Annotated in this window: 23 protein-coding genes; 1 reads left to right on the forward strand and 22 read right to left on the reverse strand. The window is 38.1% G+C overall.

From position 1 onward, the window contains the following. Positions 1 to 37 precede the first annotated feature (37 nt). Together DWY79_RS02775 and DWY79_RS02780 are read right to left on the reverse strand one after the other, a co-directional pair. Positions 38 to 1615 carry an Rne/Rng family ribonuclease gene (locus DWY79_RS02775; RefSeq protein ID WP_005864710.1) on the reverse strand — a complete coding sequence of 526 codons (1578 nt, stop codon included), beginning with the start codon at positions 1613 to 1615 and terminating at the stop codon, positions 38 to 40. Positions 1616 to 1839: 224 nt separating this feature from the next. Then, complete coding sequence (locus DWY79_RS02780; RefSeq protein ID WP_005854607.1) at positions 1840 to 2112, reverse strand: HU family DNA-binding protein; 273 nt, start codon at positions 2110 to 2112, stop codon at positions 1840 to 1842. A gap of 189 nt (positions 2113 to 2301) precedes the next feature. Here DWY79_RS02780 and mutY point away from each other — a divergent pair, with 189 nt between their 5' ends. Further along, the gene (gene mutY / locus DWY79_RS02785; RefSeq protein ID WP_122368810.1) at positions 2302 to 3396 is read left to right on the forward strand and encodes an A/G-specific adenine glycosylase; all 1095 of its coding nucleotides are present in this window, start codon (positions 2302 to 2304) and stop codon (positions 3394 to 3396) included. A 306-nt stretch (positions 3397 to 3702) separates the two neighbouring features. On the opposite strand, the gene DWY79_RS02790 is transcribed toward mutY, so the two are convergent. The 20 genes from DWY79_RS02790 to DWY79_RS02885 all read right to left on the reverse strand — a co-directional run bounded on the left by DWY79_RS02790 (position 3703) and on the right by DWY79_RS02885 (position 19377). Further along, positions 3703 to 4101 (reverse strand): type II toxin-antitoxin system HicB family antitoxin, encoded by a 399-nt coding sequence (locus DWY79_RS02790; RefSeq protein WP_122368811.1) that lies wholly within the window; start codon positions 4099 to 4101, stop codon positions 3703 to 3705. Between the two features lie 30 nt (positions 4102 to 4131). Beyond that, on the reverse strand, positions 4132 to 4326 hold the full coding sequence (locus DWY79_RS02795; protein WP_008780113.1) for a type II toxin-antitoxin system HicA family toxin: 195 nt from the start codon (positions 4324 to 4326) through the stop codon (positions 4132 to 4134). A 77-nt stretch (positions 4327 to 4403) separates the two neighbouring features. Beyond that, positions 4404 to 5066, reverse strand: coding sequence for a hypothetical protein (locus DWY79_RS02800; protein ID WP_122368812.1), 663 nt, complete (start codon positions 5064 to 5066; stop codon positions 4404 to 4406). Positions 5067 to 5116: 50 nt separating this feature from the next. Next, the gene (locus DWY79_RS02805; RefSeq protein WP_122368813.1) at positions 5117 to 5464 is read right to left on the reverse strand and encodes a hypothetical protein; all 348 of its coding nucleotides are present in this window, start codon (positions 5462 to 5464) and stop codon (positions 5117 to 5119) included. A 2-nt stretch (positions 5465 to 5466) separates the two neighbouring features. Continuing rightward, positions 5467 to 5754 carry a hypothetical protein gene (locus tag DWY79_RS02810; protein ID WP_022192827.1) on the reverse strand — a complete coding sequence of 96 codons (288 nt, stop codon included), beginning with the start codon at positions 5752 to 5754 and terminating at the stop codon, positions 5467 to 5469. A gap of 99 nt (positions 5755 to 5853) precedes the next feature. Continuing rightward, positions 5854 to 6636, reverse strand: coding sequence for a hypothetical protein (locus DWY79_RS02815; protein WP_147431800.1), 783 nt, complete (start codon positions 6634 to 6636; stop codon positions 5854 to 5856). A 54-nt stretch (positions 6637 to 6690) separates the two neighbouring features. Next, positions 6691 to 6933 carry a hypothetical protein gene (locus DWY79_RS02820; protein ID WP_122368815.1) on the reverse strand — a complete coding sequence of 81 codons (243 nt, stop codon included), beginning with the start codon at positions 6931 to 6933 and terminating at the stop codon, positions 6691 to 6693. A gap of 6 nt (positions 6934 to 6939) precedes the next feature. Then, positions 6940 to 8025 (reverse strand): hypothetical protein, encoded by a 1086-nt coding sequence (locus DWY79_RS02825; protein ID WP_122368816.1) that lies wholly within the window; start codon positions 8023 to 8025, stop codon positions 6940 to 6942. 2 nt (positions 8026 to 8027) lie between these two features. Then, on the reverse strand, positions 8028 to 11186 hold the full coding sequence (locus tag DWY79_RS02830) for a tail fiber domain-containing protein (RefSeq protein WP_122368817.1): 3159 nt from the start codon (positions 11184 to 11186) through the stop codon (positions 8028 to 8030). 2 nt (positions 11187 to 11188) lie between these two features. Further along, complete coding sequence (locus DWY79_RS02835; protein ID WP_122368818.1) at positions 11189 to 13219, reverse strand: hypothetical protein; 2031 nt, start codon at positions 13217 to 13219, stop codon at positions 11189 to 11191. Between the two features lies 1 nt (position 13220). Continuing rightward, positions 13221 to 14981 carry a hypothetical protein gene (locus DWY79_RS02840; protein ID WP_122368819.1) on the reverse strand — a complete coding sequence of 587 codons (1761 nt, stop codon included), beginning with the start codon at positions 14979 to 14981 and terminating at the stop codon, positions 13221 to 13223. Positions 14982 to 14983: 2 nt separating this feature from the next. Continuing rightward, on the reverse strand, positions 14984 to 15220 hold the full coding sequence (locus tag DWY79_RS02845) for a hypothetical protein (protein ID WP_224201675.1): 237 nt from the start codon (positions 15218 to 15220) through the stop codon (positions 14984 to 14986). A gap of 74 nt (positions 15221 to 15294) precedes the next feature. Beyond that, positions 15295 to 15588 carry a hypothetical protein gene (locus tag DWY79_RS02850; RefSeq protein ID WP_122368821.1) on the reverse strand — a complete coding sequence of 98 codons (294 nt, stop codon included), beginning with the start codon at positions 15586 to 15588 and terminating at the stop codon, positions 15295 to 15297. A gap of 66 nt (positions 15589 to 15654) precedes the next feature. After that, complete coding sequence (locus DWY79_RS02855) at positions 15655 to 16110, reverse strand: phage tail tube protein (RefSeq protein ID WP_122368822.1); 456 nt, start codon at positions 16108 to 16110, stop codon at positions 15655 to 15657. After that, positions 16091 to 16492 (reverse strand): DUF3168 domain-containing protein, encoded by a 402-nt coding sequence (locus DWY79_RS02860; RefSeq protein WP_122145636.1) that lies wholly within the window; start codon positions 16490 to 16492, stop codon positions 16091 to 16093. The genes DWY79_RS02855 and DWY79_RS02860 overlap by 20 nt, the downstream gene beginning before the upstream one ends. Further along, entirely contained in the window at positions 16489 to 16989 is a 501-nt protein-coding gene (locus tag DWY79_RS02865) for a hypothetical protein (RefSeq protein WP_122368823.1), read from the reverse strand. The genes DWY79_RS02860 and DWY79_RS02865 overlap by 4 nt, the downstream gene beginning before the upstream one ends. Next, complete coding sequence (locus DWY79_RS02870; protein ID WP_122368824.1) at positions 16982 to 17299, reverse strand: phage head closure protein; 318 nt, start codon at positions 17297 to 17299, stop codon at positions 16982 to 16984. The genes DWY79_RS02865 and DWY79_RS02870 overlap by 8 nt, the downstream gene beginning before the upstream one ends. Further along, positions 17296 to 17598, reverse strand: a complete 303-nt coding sequence (locus tag DWY79_RS02875; protein WP_122368825.1) for a head-tail connector protein — start codon at positions 17596 to 17598, stop codon at positions 17296 to 17298. Before DWY79_RS02875 ends, DWY79_RS02870 begins: the two co-directional genes overlap by 4 nt. Positions 17599 to 17626: 28 nt before the next feature. Beyond that, positions 17627 to 18814, reverse strand: a complete 1188-nt coding sequence (locus DWY79_RS02880; protein ID WP_122368826.1) for a phage major capsid protein — start codon at positions 18812 to 18814, stop codon at positions 17627 to 17629. Continuing rightward, on the reverse strand, positions 18814 to 19377 hold the full coding sequence (locus DWY79_RS02885) for an HK97 family phage prohead protease (protein ID WP_122368827.1): 564 nt from the start codon (positions 19375 to 19377) through the stop codon (positions 18814 to 18816). Before DWY79_RS02885 ends, DWY79_RS02880 begins: the two co-directional genes overlap by 1 nt. Positions 19378 to 19381 lie beyond the last annotated feature (4 nt).

The raw sequence follows: 19381 nt of genomic DNA on the forward strand, positions 1-19381 counted from the left end.
CCCCGGAACCGTTTTAATAGGCCCGGGGCTTCTCTTGTTATTTGTTGATTATTTCCTTTTCTTCTTTCATGTCAAGCTCATTCTTGTCGGCATCAAAGAATTTGTATTCAAGAAAGGCGAGACTTTGATTGGGAATAACTTTTAAACCATGGGTGTACTTCATTTTCCACTTCATGCTCAAGGGGAACAACCCCTTGTTCACATACGCTGCGACATACGGATGTACATGCAGGGTGAATTTCTTCACGTGATGTTTGTTTACTAAGCAATCTATTTTTTCTTCCAGGCTGTCGGTAAACAGGATGGAAGGCTTAACCGTTCCTGTTCCGAAACAGGATGGGCAGTCTTCTGACGTATCCACGTCCATTGCCGGACGTACCCGCTGACGGGTAATCTGCATCAAGCCAAACTTACTAAGAGGAAGGATGTTGTGTTTAGCCCGGTCATTTGCCATTGCCTTTGTCATGTGTTCAAATAGCTTTTGCCGGTTGGCAGCCTCTGCCATATCGATAAAGTCTATAACGATGATACCTCCCATGTCTCGTAAGCGGAGCTGACGGGCGATCTCATCGGCGGCGGCTATATTTACGTCGATAGCTGTCTTCTCTTGAGCATCGCTGCCTTTGGAACGGTTCCCGCTGTTCACGTCGATAACGTGCATAGCTTCCGTGTGCTCGATAATCAAGTAAGCTCCACTCTTGTAAGTGACAGTTCGTCCGAATAGCGACTTGATTTGCTTGGTGACCGCAAAGTTGTCAAAGATAGGAAGCTCTCCCGTATATAACTGTACGATTTCTTCCCGTCCCGGTGCGATCAAGCTTACATAGTCGCGGACATTATTGTAGACCTCCTTGTCATTTACATAAATATTTTGGAAAGAGGGGTTGAATATATCCCGAAGTAAAGCTACGGTACGTGCCGTTTCTTCATAAACGATAGCCGGAGCTTTGAGTTTAGGCACCTTCACGATATTATCTTCCCATCGTTTCACCAATGTCTTTAGTTCATGATCAAGCTCCGCGACACGCTTGCCCTCCGAGGATGTCCGTACGATAACACTGAAATTCTTCGGTTTGATACTTTGGATTAACTGACGCAAACGGGCTCGTTCCTCGCTTGATTTAATTTTGGTGGAGACAGATACTTTATCGGCGAACGGTATCAGCACGATATATCTTCCGGCAAAAGAAAGCTCGGAAGTCAATCGGGGACCTTTCGTCGAGATAGGCTCTTTAGCAATTTGAACCAACACCTCTTGTCCTACTTTTAGCACGTCGCTAATACTCCCGTTCTTTTCGATCTCCGGTAGAATCTGAGTTTTCGACAGTACCGGCGCCTTTTTGGGATCGCTCAGCAATTGCTTTAAATATTTCTGTTGGGTGTTGAAGTTAGGACCTAAGTCCAAATAGTGAAGAAACGCATCCTTTTTGTAACCGACATCAATGAACGCAGCGTTTAAGCCCGGCATCAGCTTCTTAACCTTACCTAGATAGATATCACCAACGGCGAACGAGACGTTGCGGGCCTCCTTTTGGAGCTCCACAAGGCTCTTGTCCTCCAAGACGGCGATAGATACCTCTTTGGGCTGTACATCAACTACTAATTCACTAATCACTTAAGATGTGTTTTTAAGATCAGACCTTATAAAATACGCAAAGAACAAACTTAAAAGGTCACTTATTAAGTTTGTTCTTTAGAGTTCGTTAGATAGACTTATTTCTTCTTATGTCTATTCTTCTTCAGTCTCTTTTTGCGCTTGTGCGTAGACATTTTATGTCTTTTTCTTTTCTTTCCGCTAGGCATCGCTTTAAAATTTTAAATTAAACGTATAATAATTAATTACTTAACTTCACCAATAAAAGTCTTAGCCGGCTTGAATGACGGAATGTTGTGTTCCGGGATGATGATCGTAGTATTTTTTGAAATATTACGAGCTGTCTTTTGAGCTCTCTTCTTAATAACGAAACTTCCGAAACCTCTCAAGTAAACGTTTTCGCCTTGGGCTAAAGAACTTTTTACGATATCCATGAAGGACTCAACGCTTGCTAGCACTGTCTGTTTGTCGATACCAGTGCTTTTTGAAATCTCGCTAACAATATCTGCTTTAGTCATGTCTATAAATTAATTAATTGATTTTGACCTATTAATTTTTTGGAATGCAAATATATAGCTTTTTATTTAAGTGGAAAAAGAATTGAGCTTCAATTTTTAAATAAAAAGATTCTTCTCGATTCGTAATATATATGTATGTTTGCGGTAATCAAATAGTTATGATGTTGAAAAGTGAGAAAGGGAGCAGTTATGTTACAGTATGAAAGTGAGTTAGAAATCAGCCGGATATTGGTTGAGTGGTATGAAACCTATAAAAGAGAGCTTCCTTGGAGGGAAACGAGAGACCCTTATATCATCTGGATATCGGAAATTATATTGCAACAAACCCGGGTTGTACAGGGATTGGATTATTTTTTGCGTTTCACCGAACGTTTCCCGGATGTGGCATCTCTAGCGGCGGCGGAAGAGGATGAGGTGCTGAAATATTGGCAGGGCTTGGGGTATTATAGCCGGGCTCGTAACTTACATGCGGCGGCTAAATCTATCATGGAGCGGTTTAACGGGGTTTTCCCGGAGAATTATAAAGAGGTATTATCCTTGAAAGGTATCGGGGAGTATACGGCGGCGGCGATCGTCTCCTTTGCTTGGAACCAACCGTGTCCAGTCGTGGATGGAAATGTGTACCGGGTACTTTCCCGTTTGTTTGCCGTAGATACGCCGATCGACACCACGAAGGGTAAAAAGCAATTCGCGGAACTGGCCGGAATGATCTTGGACCCTAAGAACGCAGGGACGCATAATCAGGCGATCATGGAATTGGGTGCTTTGCAATGTGTTCCTCAAAACCCGGACTGCGGGCTGTGTCCGCTAAAAGATAAATGCGTGGCGTTCGCTTCCGGCAATGTGCAAGCTTATCCGGTGAAACAAAATAAGACGAAGACGAGGGATCGTTATTTCCACTATCTATACATTATATATAAAGGACAAACTTGGATGAACAGACGGATGGGGAAGGATATCTGGACCGGCTTGTATGAATTTCCTTTGATCGAGACGGATCATGCGATGGATTTTTCCGGTTTGTGTGAAACGCAAGCCTTCCGTAACCTATTGGGAGATGCTGGAAAATTGAGTATCACCCAAGGGTTATCGAATGTAAAGCATACGCTCTCCCATCAAATTTTATACGCTTCTTTCTATCAAATAGAGATAGAGCTGGTTCCGGAATCCTTGGGGAATTATCTCTCTTTGCCTTGCCGGGATATTGAGAAGTATGCCGTTCCCCGGCTGATACATATTTATTTAGAGAAATTAAGACTGTCTGATTATAAGCTACTTATGTAGTTAGTTCTTGATCTCGTTCTTTAATGATCTAATAGAACATCGCAAAGATAGAGAATTTTTATTCTAAACTCCATTTTAATTCCAACAAAATAAAGTAGAGTGTGACCATAGATAGGTAATTGGACGTAAGGATTTGGGACTTTAAAATATTCCAGCCGTGTAAAGAAGGGAGGCGTGGGGTTTAACGAGCCATCGCCTTAAAATATCACCCCATATCCCTTTCTAGCATTAGAGCCGCTAAAGTTTGATGTATAAAAAAGGGAACTACATCATTAAAGATCATAGTTCCCTTTTATCAAATAAAAGCTATCCTATTAACGTCAATTCTCTACCTATTTGATGAATGCCGTCTATTATCCTCTGTCTTTGTACTGGTCTAGGCTTCCTAAAGCCATTAGCATAATGTGTTAGTTGAGCTTCATTAATACCTGTAACTTTAGCAATAGCTTTTCTGGTAACTATTCCATCCAGACTATGAAGCATTGCGGAAGTATCTAGTTCAAATACTAATTCATATTCATTCTTTAACTTCTCTGGCAATTCATCACCATCTTCCAGCATTCCTTTTATATGAAAGTCTAACGCTGATCTATATTCCTTTTTAATGCCTTCTATGGTATCAGAACAAGCTACACATCCCAATATTTCATCACTTGCGGCACAATAATTATCGCACCATCCAATTTGTACTATAATCTTCTCCATAACTTATAATGTTTTTAAAACAGGATGGAATTACTTCCACCCTGCTTGTTTAAAAATGCTGTTCAGTCTGAACTGGTCTAAAGTATCACTAAGTTTACCGTTAACAGTAACCCTGCCCTTTTTAGTAGGATGCTTATACTGTCTGTGGCTGCCTTCTTGCCCTACCTTATACCAACCATCCTTTTTTAAGAGGTCTAAGACCTCATTAACTTTTAATGGTTTCATAGAACACTGCTTTTATTTGACATTACAAAGATATATAATAATATATCATTATGCAAGAAATGATATAGAAATATTTATCATTTTGGTTGAAATAGTTCCTGCTTCCTCCGTTCCATATACTTAGTATATAGTTCTGTAGGCTCATCTGTAACCAAAGTAACTTCATCACCACCAAAACATATAGCTTCAAATTCATTCCTAGATAAGAATACAGCTTTAATATCTTCCTTATCAACCTCTATAGAATATACAGCAGTATCTTCCTGCTCATTTCTAAATGCAAAGAACTCTGCTATCTCTCTACTGGTAGTCCAAGAAATACCAAAACAACTATCTCCATCTTCATCTTCATACTCATCCATACTACAACCTCTATACAAAGTAACCTTATCGGGCAATCTATTATAATAGGCTAGTTCTTCTTCATTCATTACTAATTCCTTCTTACACCTCATAAAGTATTGTATAGCCCTAAAATCTCCTGTACCTCTGCCCTCAGTCCAAGCTGTAGCCAGTCCCTTATTAAAGGCTTCATCAGATAGTTTGTCCTTCTCTGCAAGGTCTGCAAATAGTTCCCATCTGAGATTACTATCTGTATAAGTCCATAATAAATTAGTAATATCATCACCTGTTTCTATCTCTCTTTGGAAAGCATCTTCTATAGCTTTAGCTTTCTTTGCTTCCCATTCTTGCATCTGCTTTAAATAATCTTCTAATTCTTTTCCTTCTAACACTCTCATTCTTATTTGGTTTTAAAGCCAGCAGCCATTATTGGCAACTGGCTATTAGTTTAAAATTCTATTTCAACTCGTTTCCCTTCAAAAGTCTGTAATAGCTTATCGCCTACCAGCTTTACTAATGAATTAACAGACCCCCTTTGATAACTGGTCGGATCTTCCATATAGGCATTCACTAGACTGGCTACACCTACAATACCAGCAGCTTCAAACCAATCTGCCTGCCTTGGTTCTATTGGTTCATTCCACTGTTCAGCAGTTTCAGCTATTGCAGTAACATCAATAACTACACCTTCATCACCTTCATTAATAATGCCTGTATCAGCATATCTACCATTCAATTCTAAACCTAAATCCAGTAAATTCCAAAGCTGGACTAATTCTTTAGTCTGTGTGTCCATACTCATCTGTTTAAACTGTTAATAAATTTAGTTCGCTCTTCGTCATCCATAGAAGCTAACAAGACTCTTAATTCATCCTTGTGTTCCTCTGCCTTCTCACGCTGTTTTACCTCCCTAAGCTCCTTTAGATTAGCAATGTAACCCTCGTAGCTTTTGATACGTTCATCACACATCTTAATGTACTCATAGGCAGTAGCTTCTGCCTTAAACTGTTTACCGAAGGTTTCACATTGAACCTTGCGATCTGTAAGGTCTATTTCTTGACCTTTAATAGTAACTATGTTACTCATAAAATGATGCCACTGCCCTGTGGGCTTATATAGGTATCTAGCACACCAGTTATTTAACTGGCGGCAAAAGTATCAGAACTAATTTACATAACGCTAGAATTAATTGTTACTTCCTAAAGGTGGAAAGCTAACAGTTTCTCCTTCTTTAAGTTTATCATATTCAACCTCTAGCCAGTTGTTCGTGTTCCACTGCTTCCACTTTATAAATGTTACAGGTAATAACTGATCTTGCAAGTTTATCCAGCTAAGATTCTCCTTGAATCTATCAGCTAGCATTAATAACTGCCTGTATCTACTTCGTACAACTAAATAAGGTGTTAGTTTAAACAGGTGCAGAATCTTTATAATCATATCTTGTTCATCTGTACTAACCAGACTATCCTTCTTTCTTTTTACAGGGAAGTAGTAATGTAGAAAGTTAGCCAGTTCTACAGTGAACATACTTTGTAAGTAAGTATTATTAGCCACTTCATCTAACTTACATATACTATCTACCTTGTATTCTCCATTCCTACTAGCACCAATAGCATTAGCAACATCTTTAATAATGCTACCGCTGTTTAAAGTAATGTCTGAACCCTTCTTATACTTTAATGTGATACCTTCCAAACCATCTGCATTTAATTCTTCTAATGTAGGTCTTAGCTTTACAAAGTAATGCTGTTCTATTACATATATTATATAGCAGCACAACATATACAGTTCTTCCTTGTCCCCATTAAATTCCACCTGCTCATTAAATGTATCAAAGTCCACTTTTGGCACATACTTCCCTGCCCACCAAACAGCAGTAAAGTTATCTGGATTCACTGAATAGTATCTACCACCATCTATAATGGCATAGAGCTGAATTTCCTTATAATAGTAATCTATATATTTCATTCCGTAAAGATAATTAAAAAGCCTGTCCACCAATAAAGGCAAACAGGCTCCTAATTATTTATCTTCTATCTTATCTGCTCCTACTTCTGCCTTTATCTTATGAAATTCCAGTCTATAATGTAAATCTATTCCAAATAGGCTACCAGCAAATACAGCTATCTCTCCAAATGCTATCAGTACAGAAGGGTGAATAATTCCTATAGGTGGAATAAATATACCAGCAATTAACAAGAAGCATCCTACTAATACTAGTACTATTGCGGCTGCTAATTCTGTCTTAACTCTAGTTTTAGTCATAGGGCATTATAGTTTATCATATATTAATGTAGCCGTTAATCTGCAACCATCATTAGTGATCGTATTCCAAGCATCGCTAGGTATATAGGCACTAAGGGTAACTTCTCCTATTGTTTCCTTAAATCCAGTTGGATCAGCAGGGGAATCGCTATAATGTGGAGAACGTATCTTATTATATACCTCCTTACCAGAGGAATTTGTACATACTATCTTTACCTCCTTTAAATAGTAACCAGATAAACCTCGTATAAAAGAGTTGGTCGTAGCCTTATTGGATATAAGATTCTGTCCAAAGCCAGTAGTGGAAACAGTTCCCCTTACATTCGCATTTCCATTCCTAGCCGTGATAGAAGCGTTTACAACCATAGTTGTGGCTGCTACTACGTTAATGGTAAAACTGCCAATAACAGGTAAGATGCACAAATCATTAAAATCCTCTCGATCTGTGCCTATGGCTGTTGCGTGGCCTAAAGTCATAGTCATTGGATATGTACGAGAATACGCTCCACTAGTGTTGATTCCGTTAAGTATAATAGTGGCGTAACCGTCTATGGCGGCTTTTGATGAGGCCAATATCTTAGTCATATTTGTGTCCTCGTACACAATGATTCTAACAGCATTAACACCGCTAACCAGACCAGTCCAATTATAATCACCCATATCAACCTTAACCCTTATGTTTTGATTTAAGACTGTTTGGTTCTGTCTAAAGGTGACATCAATATCACTTTGCATCGGTGGTCTAGCATCTGTCTTATGTCCCGCAAATGCCCCTAGACTGTAATAATAGTTATTACTGCTGTCGTGTTTGAGCCTCAAATAACAAGGTTTATTGATAGAATCTGGTAAAGCCCAATATGCGGGACTTTTAGAAGACCATATATTCCAATAAGGATAGGCGGCGGGAAAACCTTTGTTGTCAGTAATCAAGCTACCATCCCACTTTCCTCCACCATTCTCTACGATATTGAAAGCATAGCCATCTTTACCTCCATCATATGCCTTTGCGCATAAAGTACCTAAATCCGTAGAAGGGCATCCTATTGCGTTCCTTACATCCATTATGCTTATATTTGTGTTTGGAAGTGTCATAATTAATTCGTTTTAGTTTCTAAATCACTTAATCTAGTCTCTAAAGCTTCTATCTTTGCTTGTTGCTCTTTGATGAGTTGATGTAGCTCCTTACAGCCATTAATGGCTACGGTAGTGGCTAATGTGGCATAATCCACGGTTAATATATCTCCATATTCGGGCATATTGGCTGTTCCTACAACTTCTGGAAAGACCTTCTGTACATCCTGTGCGCTAACCCCTATACGTGTCACATCGTCTCCAATATCCAGTCTCTTATGATAAAAGGTGGATAAGTCGCTGATCTTATCCAATACGTTAGAGACATTTATGCCTCTTTCCTTTAACCTTATATCTGAACCATTAGAATAATTACCAGCTACGTACATATTACCAGTAGGCGATAAGCTCGCCTTATTCTTATCGGTTCCACCCCAACAGAAGTAAATATTCTTATCCCCCCGTTGCGATAGGTAGAAGTTAAGTCCAGAACCAGCGTCAATACCCCAGAAGCCCCACGTAGCCTTCACTATCGCTGATTGGGTAATAGTACCACCGTTCCACGCTGGCCCTTGAGCACCAGTAGCTCCTTTATCACCTTTTGGACCTTGTGGACCTGTCGCACCAGTAGCTCCTTTGGGACCTGTAGGCCCTTGTGGGCCTCTGATATTCCTTGTTGTTGGTGTTGTAGTGGAAGTACTGTTAGACCAGCTTAAATTACCATTGGTATCAACGGATGGTAGCCAATACTTGAAGGGACTAGCCCCACCTGTACTAGTCTTATATGCTATAACATCCCCATCTGCCTGTACGCTGTTAGTAGTCTTTATCAATCCACTTGCTGTGATACTACCTACACCTGTCATATTACCACTGATATTAGTACTACCATTAAATGATTGCCCCCAAATGGTTCTAGCGGTTTGCAACTTTGTCGCTGTCCCAGCGTTACCACTTACATTTCCTGTTATTGAAGCCTTGATTGTAGCTGGTAACTTCAAATTCACATTACCACTGCCATTAACACTAACCACAGATCCCACACCAGTACCATCGGACGATACTATACCTATATTTCTGGCTGTACCCCAATTGGCTGTAGTGATATTGGCAGAGCCATTAAAATTAGTACCGTTGATAGTTCTAATGGTTTGTAATGTTGTGGCGGTAGTGGCATTGCCATTTAAACCAGCGGTAATAGTTCCATTGGTATTGAAATAAATGTTTGCAGTTTGGGTGTTAGTTCCAGCGTTATAATTGGTGTCAGTTATATAGCTGAAATGTAACCTGTTCTCGGTATATGTACCACAATCCCAACTACCAGCCTGTGACTTGCAAGACCATATAGGCATATATTGACTTGCTCCAGCACTATTAAGTACGATCATTGCGCCCTTACGACCGTTCATCCAGCTTTGTGAAGATCCTGCCCTAGCTATTTGTCCACCAGTCATAGTTCCACCGCTCAAAGGTATATAACTATGTGTATGATTACTTAAAGAGAATGTACTCCCTTTAGTTGCAGTGATTGTATTACCACTTTGGCTAATTGCTGTAATTGCATTACCACTGCCTGTAGTAGATACAGTAGAGGCATAATTACTATGTGAATGAGAACTTGCAGCAGCCCCAATACTTGCGGCTGTGATATTGAATGATTTAGCAGCTGATCCATCATAAGCACCCTGTGAAGTACCATTAAGTGATATTGTTAAAGCGTTTGGATTCTTTAAGGTTGTTGGATATGCTGGTATAGAAATTGTATTTCCACTAATATTATAAGCAGTTACACCTACTTTTACAGTGCTAGCGTAGTTATGTGTATGTGAACTGTTAGCCTTGCCATTGAAGGCTGTCTGTAGATCAGACTGGTTACTTAGCGTACCCGTGATCTCTCCCCACTTTCCTCCACCAGTAGTACCTGTGGCACTTATAGTACCATCGGAAGATACAGATATACCACTACCGATTTTTACACATCCTAGTGCGTTGGTGGATGCTATTGGGTACTTCTCACTCGTAGTACCAGTACTATAGGCTATTATATCCCCTGTAGCCTTAACCGATTTGAAATTAACATCATTGGTAGTGGCTAGGTTCTGGTTAATAATATCTAGGTAGCCTTTATTATTATGTGAGTGCTTCTTGCTATTGGCATCATTCCAGTTAGTTCTTTCCGTATCAGTAATGAATCTATGTGTAGCGTCCTGCGTGATTATACTGGCAGGGTGATTAGTTGGATGTGTATAGTTATTATATGTAGCACCCTTGGTCACAGTGATTGTATTGCCGCTTTGACTTATAGAGGTCACTGCGTTACCTGTCCCAGTGGTTGTAATGGTGGAAGCGTAATTACTATGCGTGTGATCTGTATTGGATTTGGAATTTAGCTTGGTGTTAATCTCTGTCTCTGTGTAATACCTATCATCGTGTGTATGCGTTGAAGGTGTGAATGAGGAAGGTTTGTTATTGATATTATCCCAATCCACAGAACCAGCCTCACCACCATCAATATTAACGCTAATCGTACCGTCCCCAGATACATTAATATTATCTCCTATCTTTACACATCCTATAGCGGTCTTACTGGCTATAGGGAACAGCTCCTTACTTATGCCCGTGGAATAGGCTATTATATCAGCCTGCCCTAAAATAGTCTTACTAAAGGTCTTTTGTCCTGTTATAGTCTGGTCTGTATCTAATGTAACACCGTTGAAATCTGATATGTCCTGCATCTTGTGGGTATGGCTAAAGTCCGTGATCTGTGACTTGGTATGTGTATGTGAGAAGTCTGATATTTCAGCTTTGGTATGTGTATGCTTGGAAGGGGTGAAGGTGCTAGGCTTATCCTTTATATCATTCCAGCTACTAGCCCCACCAGCCTCGGCATTTAACGTGCCATCATCTGTTATAGTCAGATTCTCACCAACTTTTATAGTTCCTAAAGCCGTTGGGGATGCTATAGGATATTTCTCTTTAATTTCATTGGTACTGTAAGCGACTATATCCCCTGTAGCTCCTACATTACCTTCTATAGTCTGGCTTTCCTCTCCAGCCAGCTTTACATAATTACTTAGGTCTACATTAGAACCACCACTAACAGAAATATTACTACCTCCATATCCGTATTTATGGTACTTACTTCTAGGCGTGGCTGCTATTCTGCTACTTGTTATATCCATAGTTAATTAAGTTCTATAAGGTTACATTCTATGCTATTATCTTCATAATTGATCCTTCCTCCAGCAAATACAAACCTCTTACCAGACAGATAGCTATCCGTAATAATTGAATAAGGCTGTACTTCTGGCTTAATCACCTGTAGAAGTTTGACCTTCGGTTGCTTGTATTGGTTGATTATCCTTTTTATTAGATATTCTTCTGGCTTATTAGACGTATTATCAATAGTATTAGTGAGAGTATCCAGTATGGCCGTTCCTACTATAGCCTTACTGAATGATAACTCACTATTATTCTTGGATGTTATCTTGAATGTAATATCGTCTAGGGCATTGATATAGGATTCATTCACCACATTCTCATACTTGGTATCTTTCTTCTCTCCAGATGTGTTACCCTCCTTACGTTGGCTCTGTAAAGATATATCCTTGACGAACATATAGCTAGGCGGGAACAATATAGCCATTTCAACATTAGGGAACTTGGGACTATATAATGTAAGCTCCAGATCCCCAACCATTACCTTATCTATATTTATCAATGTACCAGTAAGCTCATCATAGCCTGTTGTGAAGTCATTGGTATTTCTGGCATTCAGCCATTTAGCGGTTATCTTATTCTTGTCACAATCTGTATATAGCTTAAAATAGTTATCACTGTTGGCAGTCCAGCTTGTCCCATTATAGTAATAATCACCTATTCTGAGCTTGGCAGGTATATAGATAAAATCATTGTTCCAGTCACTACCTCCTTTCATACTGTCACCCTCTATAGGTAATCCCCAATCATCTGTAACTTGTATCATCAACTTGAAATCTATACACAACTTGGTATCTGTATCAAATACTATGGTAGGTGATGCCGTTTTAGTCCTTATAACAGGGAACTCCAGATCACCTGTCTGCCATAAATATTTAACAGTCCCATAATCATCATATTGTTTTATCTCAAACAAGTCCTCATAGTTCAGTTTAACTGGTTTGTTACCTGTATCATAGCTGGCTACCTGTGTTAAGAAAGTCCCTGCCCTTTGTTTCTGCTTATCCAAGCTAAACCCATCGTCTACCTTAGTGAAAGATGTACTGTTACCAGCATAGTAAACAGGCTCGAATGCTTCTGATTCCGCAAAGTTCTTTATATATGTTTTGCCATTGAACTCCTTGGATTTACTGTACATAGGAACTTGCCATTTGAAATTAGATTCTGGATAGAGACTGTCTTTATCGGCCTCATAATCACTGTCTATCACCACAGCCCTATTATACCCACCTAATATGGATAATTGGTTGTTGTTTCCTTTAGATGGTATATCCCTTAAATTAATAGTAGAAGATAGGGTAGTAGTTGTGCTAGTAAATATATTGATATAACTAGTTTTACCAGCCTTTATATAGTCCATATCAATAAAGTACACTATTCCATCATATTCTGTAATAGTCCAGTTAAGGAACTTGCAAACTTCTTCCATACATTCCTTTAAAGGCATTGCTTTGCCATCCTCATCAATGAAGTTAGCTGTACTTACAGTTATACCATTTAAAGAAGATGTATATGTATTAGGCATATAAACTGCTCTAAAATCACCTTTACTTTCAGTGATACATTTCTTAATAATATCCATCAATGTAATAGTAGCTCCTTCATCTTTAAAGTCTATGTACTCCAAAGTAGATAAAGCCGATATACACTCTATATTCAATTCGAATAAATTGTTATCATAGTCCTGTGAATATAGTTCTGGTGTTATGAAGCCAGTCCAGATAACAGATCCAGCCTTTACCAAATTAACTTTAAATCTCTGGTATTGCGTACTGAATAACTTCTGTAAGTAATCACTTCCAACTAATTTTAAAGTAGCTCCACTGAATCTAGTAGGATTGTATAAAAAATCTTCGTCATTTACATCTACTATGAATGGTGGTGTGCCACCTGTAAGTTCTACAGGTGATCCAGTTCCACCATCTTCTAGTATTTGTACAGTTAAGGCTTCTCCATCTACATTAGTAAATGGTACTGTATATATAAGGTTGTACATATTACTTGTATTTACTTGTCTTACTTGTTTGAGAATTAAGAACGCCTACCAAATCCCTGCCTTCGATTCTTAATTTAACCTCTCCACCAGCATTAACGGAAGTCCCACCTTTACCATCTAAAAGGTTAAACAGATTCTTCTGCTGCCTGTTATTGAGAATCATTTCACCACTATTTACTCTAGCTATATTGTAATCACCAATAGTACTATTACCAGCAATAATACCGCCATTAGCAAACTTAGGTATAGAAGCCATAGCAGCAGTAATAGCTGTAATAGCAGCAATAGCATTAATCCAACCAACAACAGGCACAGCAGCGGCACTACCTGCACTTTCAGCAGCAGCCTTAGCTGTTAAAGCTGTAGTTAGTGAAGTAAGAGCAGGTATAGCAGCAGCAACAGAATTAACTATGTTTGCTCCATAGCTTAACCAAGCTCCAGCACCTTCATTTGTTATATTGGTAATAGAACCCATTACAGTAGCAATATTTGATAGAGAATCAGCATAATCATTATTCAGTTCAATAGCACCAGTAGATACTGGTTTGATTTGAATAGAGCCAGATTTTAAATCGTCTGTTACATTTTTTCCAACAGGCTTACTAATATCTCCACCGACTAATAAAGGTGTTCCTGTAGCCCTTAATTGCATCATCTTTAATTGTGTTTCGGCTTCATTAATAGCCTTCATAAATCCAACTCTAGAACCTTCATCTGCCGCACTTTCATAACTCTTTCTAAGGCTTCCAATTTTCTTCTGTAACTCTACTATAGTACCAACAGGAATAACTTCACTTGTTTTTACAGAAGTACTAGTTTTAATTCCAGCTATTTCATCCCTCGCACCAGCTCTATCTTTCTCCCAAGTACCAGCCTTATCATTCAAATCATTCAATTTGTCGAATAGGTCTGTAAAGGAATTAAATACTTCTTCATTCAAGGAATCTGCCAATCTTATTAGCTCGTCATTTCTTTCTCTGGCTTCTTTGGTATATGTATTATATTGCTTTACTTGGTTGCTCCAGTCTTGATAACTACCTTTACCTGTCATTTGGTATAATGATTGTCCAGTGTTAGCAGCATCCCTAGCAGCCCTGTATTTCTCTAGTTCTTTTCTTACATCACTATTCTCATCATATACATCTAGAACTAGCTTTTGAGCGTTACCAGTATTCATATACTTACCCTCTCCAACAGTTTTAGTTATCATCTTTTCTAATCCTTTGGTAACTGTATCTGTCATCTCTCTAATGTCGGCAATACCCATTATAAGGAGTTTATCTAATTCCTGCTGTGCCTTCTTTCTAACCTCTGGAGCTAAAGAATCATCTTCTATAATAGATTCCAGTTGGTTCTTTTTAGCATCTGTTTGCTCATATCTAATACTATTAACTTGCAAGGTCTTTTGTAGCTTTCTATAAGTATCTACATAGTCTTTTGCATTCTTAATAGCGTTTAATATTCCATTATTAAATACTGTCCAATCTCCAGAATAGATAGATGAAAAGAATTGCTCTGTAACAGTAGAACCAGTACGCATTAAAGAGTTATATTTATCTTGTAAGGCTGCATTACTGTTAAGTCCTTTTTGTAATAGTTCCGTTGCTCCATAAGCTACACCTAATACGCCTGCAAACCTACCTATGGTAGCTGTGATATTCCTGCCTACCTGTTGGAACTGCTGTACTTGTTGTGTGGACTGCCTTATATTATTATCGAATTGACTACTATTTAATAATAGTCTGGTTACTAAATCAGCCATATTTAATTATGTGTTGTATATTGTTTAGCTTTCTCTCGTAATCTCTTAATATCTTCATTACTAATAGATGTATCATTAGTAGAACTTTCTTCATCCCAAGTAAACTGCATTATATCAGTAGGCTTTAACTTCTTAGTACTGTTACATTGCGCTATAACATAAGCTATCATTCTAGCCTGTTCCCAGCTATTCCTGTCTTTCTTATGTAAATTGCTAATCAGTGGTTCTAGCTCATACATCCGCATCTTGTCTAATACATATTCTGGGTCTAGTCCACCTTCTATTACTAAGGCTGAATATATCTCCTTAGTGGTTAGGACTTTTTTTTAGCATCTGTATTATTAGTAATGAATAGCTGTTGCTTCTCCAGTTCCTTCTTTAAGAAGCTCTGAAACTCCAGCATTAAATTCATATCCTCATCAATGGCATCTATCAATTCGTCAAAGGTTAATTGCATATCTGGGTTATTAGCAGCCAATATACAATAGAAGAATAAATATTCATCTGTAACTGTTTCCAATTTGAATATCTTTCCTGTTACTTGCTCATAAATGAATAGTGCCCTTAGAGTATATTTCAGTTTGTAGTCTTGTCCTTTAATAGTCATATCAATAAGTATTTAAAATAAGAAAGCCTTTACACCTCCATAACCTAGAGATATAAAGGCTTATAATTATGCTGTCTTTGTAAGTGCTCCAACACCTTCAAATGAAGCTGTAAATGTTGCGTTATCTCCATTAGGCGCATTAGCCTCCAGTGCTGTAATAATAACATTACCCGAATAAATTCCAGTAGTAGCTGGCAACCATCCCCCTTCTGGTACTTCATCCTTCTTTGTTGAATAATCTTTCTCTAAGCAGAATACAGCCTTGATAGGTGTTCTGGCTGTCAGCTTATCGAATAACTGGTCAAAAGTCATACCTTCACCATCATTAGAATAAAGGTTCTCAGTACTACAGTTCCAGCTAATCTTTCTAGCAGCCTTAGCTACCCATTTACCACCGCTATCCTTAGAAGTGGTTTCCACTGTTTCTACATTTATACTTAGTTTGTGGCTGGTTGCGAATGCTATAGATTTGCCATCTATAAACAGCATCAAATCACCGCCATTAATTACTTGTCCTGCCATTTGTCTTTATGTTGAATGTAAGGTTCTGAATGAATGTATCTTCTATATAATCCTCATCTGCGTTTGTCATTCTAATATCCTGTATGTTAATACCAGAATAGTTACCCCTTTTACCTTGTAAGGCATCCTTTACCGAATCAGCTATTTCTATACTTTCATTATACTTATCAGAAGCTATAGCTACTTCTACATAAGTATCTTCTTTATAGATAAACCTATCTTTACTATCAGATGGTTCTATACCTGTTCTTCTATAAACAATGAATGGAAATGTAGTACCTGTATCAGCAATTAAGGGATATATTTTATTTTGTACCCTGCCAGTAACATTAGCATCATTACTAAGCAAGTTATATATTGCTTTGCCTACTTGTAAACTCATCGTCTGGTTCTATTTGCTATTCTCTGAATTGATTGGCTTATAAGGTTATCCATATTATCAAAGATTTCTCTTTCCTTATTGGTTTTAGCTGTTCTAAAGAAATGTGCTGCATTGATATTACCTCTATTAGCTGCTACTCTCTGCCTTCTAATAGGATTCCTCCCTCTAACAGATGCAGTATTACTACCAGTGGTTCTTCTAACTCTGGTACCAAGTTCAAAGAACTTCAATCTAAAGTCACCCATAATATGTACTTTAGCTTCTTCTCCGTTTCTATCAGCATTAGCTTTGATTCCACTTATTAAGGTCTTACCATTCCACCAGTTTCTACTAGAAGCTGCCCTGCCTAAAGTCTGCCTTAGCTGTCTTTTAGTTTCACCGACTAAGATACCAGCACCCTTTCTTAAAGCATTTCTATAGACCTGCCTTTGCTGTCTGCTTGTCAAATCAGCGAACATAGAAGTAACCTGTCTGGCATCTACCTCTATATTATTCATTTATCAATTCAGTTACTATGGTTATTGATTGCTTATATAATTCTCGGTTAATACTAAGAATCCTATACTTATTACCATTCCAAATAATTCGCATTTGTTCATTAACCTTGTGATATAACCTTATGGTAAAGGTAACTGTATAGCAGTGGATTATTTCATTATTCTGGTTCTGTCTGTTTCCAGTATTATATGTAACCTGCGCTCTGGTACTTATAATATCTCTCCAATCTATACCATTAGCCCCATATACATCTTTAACTACTACAGGTGCTTGAATGCTAATCAGATAATTTAATAGTCCTGCTCTCATTTTATTTCATAGTGTTTATAAAGTCCTATAAGGTATTCATAACTATAAGGCAGTTTAACTACTGTACCAAATGCTACAGGCTCTCTATTTGCATATAAGTTACCTATCATTAGTAACATAGCGTGAATTATAGCAGGTGGTAAAGTACCACCTGTTTCTAATTCATCTAAAGCTATGTCTAAATGTTTAGATACTGAATCCTCTGCTACAGTAATTAAGTCCAGAATGTACATATCATCTGCCCTAAAATCCTCATCTACTAGCAGGTGTTTCTTAGCTTGTTCTAAAGTTATATACATAGCTTACTACTTATTAAATAGACTATAATTAGGCTTTAAGAACCTTCTTAACAAATGCTTCTGCTCTTCTAGGCTTAGCATCAAAGTAAGCATTGATAACAAGTCTTACTTTACCTTTAGCAGCCTGTGTATATGGATCTACTGTTAAGTCGATTCCGCCCCATTGACCAATTACCAGATCACTAAAGTTACCGTAAACAATGCCTTTATCAGCTACAGCAGATGTGCAAAGCACAGGATAACCATTTACTTCGCCATCCTTCATTATCATATTAAAATCAGACTTCGTACCACCTACGGCAGTTGTCTTTAATACAGCCTTAGCAGATGGAGATACGATAAATTTAATATCACCTCTTACGTTAGCCTTTTCCAATGTAGCTTCCATATTTACAAAGTCTGTATAAGTAACAGCAGCAGTATCAGCAGTTACACCATTAAGCAAACCAGCAGGTTGTGTAGCAGAACCAGCAGCAGTACCCAAAATAGTAGCTTCCAACTTATTAGAAATAGCTGATACAATATCACGTTTCAACATTTCTTCTGCACTGTTAGAATCTTGAATTAAGAACTGCTTAGATACGTCGATATATGCAGTCAGTCTTTTAGGCTCTAGGTTTACTTCACTGAATGTACCTGCACCATCTTCTGCATCACTGTTTTCACCAGCCCATTTAACATTAGAACCAGAATAAACAGGAATAGATACATTACCCACTAAACCAGTCATATAAGAAGCACCAGCTTGTGCCAATACTAGACTAGCTCTCAATGGCTCTAAAATACCCAATTTATCCTCTGCTACATTCTCTTGTCCTGCTGTAGCTACAGTGGCTTGAATATCCGCTCTTTCCTCAATAGGCAATACAATTTGACCGCTATAGGATTGTCCTGCCTTACGCATTTCTGCTATACCAGCACCTACTACCTCTTGTGCCCTCTCATCTAATTGTCTGTTATTGGCTACATCATTGATAGCCTTTAAAAGTGAAAACTTTTCCTTCATAGTATTAGTTGTATGTGTTGTTTGTTTAAGGTTATCTTCCTCTATCTTTCTAATCTGAATATCTATATCTGCTACTTCCTTAGTAAGAGTATCAAATTCTACCTGCTCGCCAGCATTTAGTTTTCTTACTTCCTTCTCAGCACCAGATATAATTTCCTCTGCTCTCTTTTTAAGCAGTTCCTTCTTGTCCAGTAGTTCTAAGGTGTTCATTAGTTTAACTTACTCCTAAGTTCTTCATAGTAAGCATCTAGTTCTTTCTTCTCCTGCTCTTTAAATGCTTCAAAACTTCGTGTGTCAATCTTAACACTAGTATCATCATACGCAGGTCTATATACAGGTGATACATCGAATAATTCTTTGAAGCTATTGATAGTCCTTAAATAACTACCATCTTCCTTCTTAGTCCAAGTATCTTTACCGATAGTAAAGGCAAATGAAGAAGTACTAATGTCACCCCTTCTAAGACCTTCTAACAGTTCATCACCTAAAACAGTGTTAGGTGCTTCAAACCTGTATTTAAGTCCAGTATCATCTATAGTTAATTCTAGGCTTCCAGTACCATATTTAGACCTAGCTAATATACCTCTGTCCTCATTGTGATTCAGTAAACAAAGTATATCAGACCTTTCTAATATACCTTCTAAGGCTGTAGGTTCTATTACTTCAGTAAAGCCACCTAAATCCCTAGACTGCTTACCGAATACTAAAGCATAGCCTTCTACTGTTCTGGAATCCATCTTTACGATTTCATTACAGTTTCTTAGTTCTCTCATCGTG

This window comes from Parabacteroides sp. AF27-14, from assembly GCF_003635425.1.
In the GTDB taxonomy this organism is placed as follows: domain Bacteria; phylum Bacteroidota; class Bacteroidia; order Bacteroidales; family Tannerellaceae; genus Parabacteroides; species Parabacteroides distasonis.

Bases quoted from the DNA above. Each gene is read 5' to 3' on its own strand.
- DWY79_RS02810 (WP_022192827.1), bottom strand. From the start codon at position 5,754: ATGAGTAACATAGTTACTATTAAAGGTCAAGAAATAGACCTTACAGAT.
- DWY79_RS02800 (WP_122368812.1), bottom strand. From the start codon at position 5,066: ATGAGAGTGTTAGAAGGAAAAGAATTAGAAGATTATTTAAAGCAGATG.
- DWY79_RS02885 (WP_122368827.1), bottom strand. From the start codon at position 19,377: ATGAGAGAACTAAGAAACTGTAATGAAATCGTAAAGATGGATTCCAGA.
- DWY79_RS02875 (WP_122368825.1), bottom strand. From the start codon at position 17,598: ATGTATATAACTTTAGAACAAGCTAAGAAACACCTGCTAGTAGATGAG.
- DWY79_RS02860 (WP_122145636.1), bottom strand. From the start codon at position 16,492: ATGAGTTTACAAGTAGGCAAAGCAATATATAACTTGCTTAGTAATGAT.
- mutY (WP_122368810.1), top strand. From the start codon at position 2,302: ATGTTACAGTATGAAAGTGAGTTAGAAATCAGCCGGATATTGGTTGAG.
- DWY79_RS02880 (WP_122368826.1), bottom strand. From the start codon at position 18,814: ATGAACACCTTAGAACTACTGGACAAGAAGGAACTGCTTAAAAAGAGA.
- DWY79_RS02830 (WP_122368817.1), bottom strand. From the start codon at position 11,186: ATGGATATAACAAGTAGCAGAATAGCAGCCACGCCTAGAAGTAAGTAC.
- DWY79_RS02845 (WP_224201675.1), bottom strand. From the start codon at position 15,220: ATGTATGAGCTAGAACCACTGATTAGCAATTTACATAAGAAAGACAGG.
- DWY79_RS02820 (WP_122368815.1), bottom strand. From the start codon at position 6,933: ATGACTAAAACTAGAGTTAAGACAGAATTAGCAGCCGCAATAGTACTA.
- DWY79_RS02840 (WP_122368819.1), bottom strand. From the start codon at position 14,981: ATGGCTGATTTAGTAACCAGACTATTATTAAATAGTAGTCAATTCGAT.
- DWY79_RS02780 (WP_005854607.1), bottom strand. From the start codon at position 2,112: ATGACTAAAGCAGATATTGTTAGCGAGATTTCAAAAAGCACTGGTATC.
- DWY79_RS02855 (WP_122368822.1), bottom strand. From the start codon at position 16,110: ATGGCAGGACAAGTAATTAATGGCGGTGATTTGATGCTGTTTATAGAT.
- DWY79_RS02790 (WP_122368811.1), bottom strand. From the start codon at position 4,101: ATGGAGAAGATTATAGTACAAATTGGATGGTGCGATAATTATTGTGCC.
- DWY79_RS02870 (WP_122368824.1), bottom strand. From the start codon at position 17,299: ATGAGAGCAGGACTATTAAATTATCTGATTAGCATTCAAGCACCTGTA.
- DWY79_RS02815 (WP_147431800.1), bottom strand. From the start codon at position 6,636: ATGAAATATATAGATTACTATTATAAGGAAATTCAGCTCTATGCCATT.
- DWY79_RS02835 (WP_122368818.1), bottom strand. From the start codon at position 13,219: ATGTACAACCTTATATATACAGTACCATTTACTAATGTAGATGGAGAA.
- DWY79_RS02825 (WP_122368816.1), bottom strand. From the start codon at position 8,025: ATGACACTTCCAAACACAAATATAAGCATAATGGATGTAAGGAACGCA.
- DWY79_RS02795 (WP_008780113.1), bottom strand. From the start codon at position 4,326: ATGAAACCATTAAAAGTTAATGAGGTCTTAGACCTCTTAAAAAAGGAT.
- DWY79_RS02805 (WP_122368813.1), bottom strand. From the start codon at position 5,464: ATGGACACACAGACTAAAGAATTAGTCCAGCTTTGGAATTTACTGGAT.
- DWY79_RS02850 (WP_122368821.1), bottom strand. From the start codon at position 15,588: ATGACTATTAAAGGACAAGACTACAAACTGAAATATACTCTAAGGGCA.
- DWY79_RS02865 (WP_122368823.1), bottom strand. From the start codon at position 16,989: ATGAATAATATAGAGGTAGATGCCAGACAGGTTACTTCTATGTTCGCT.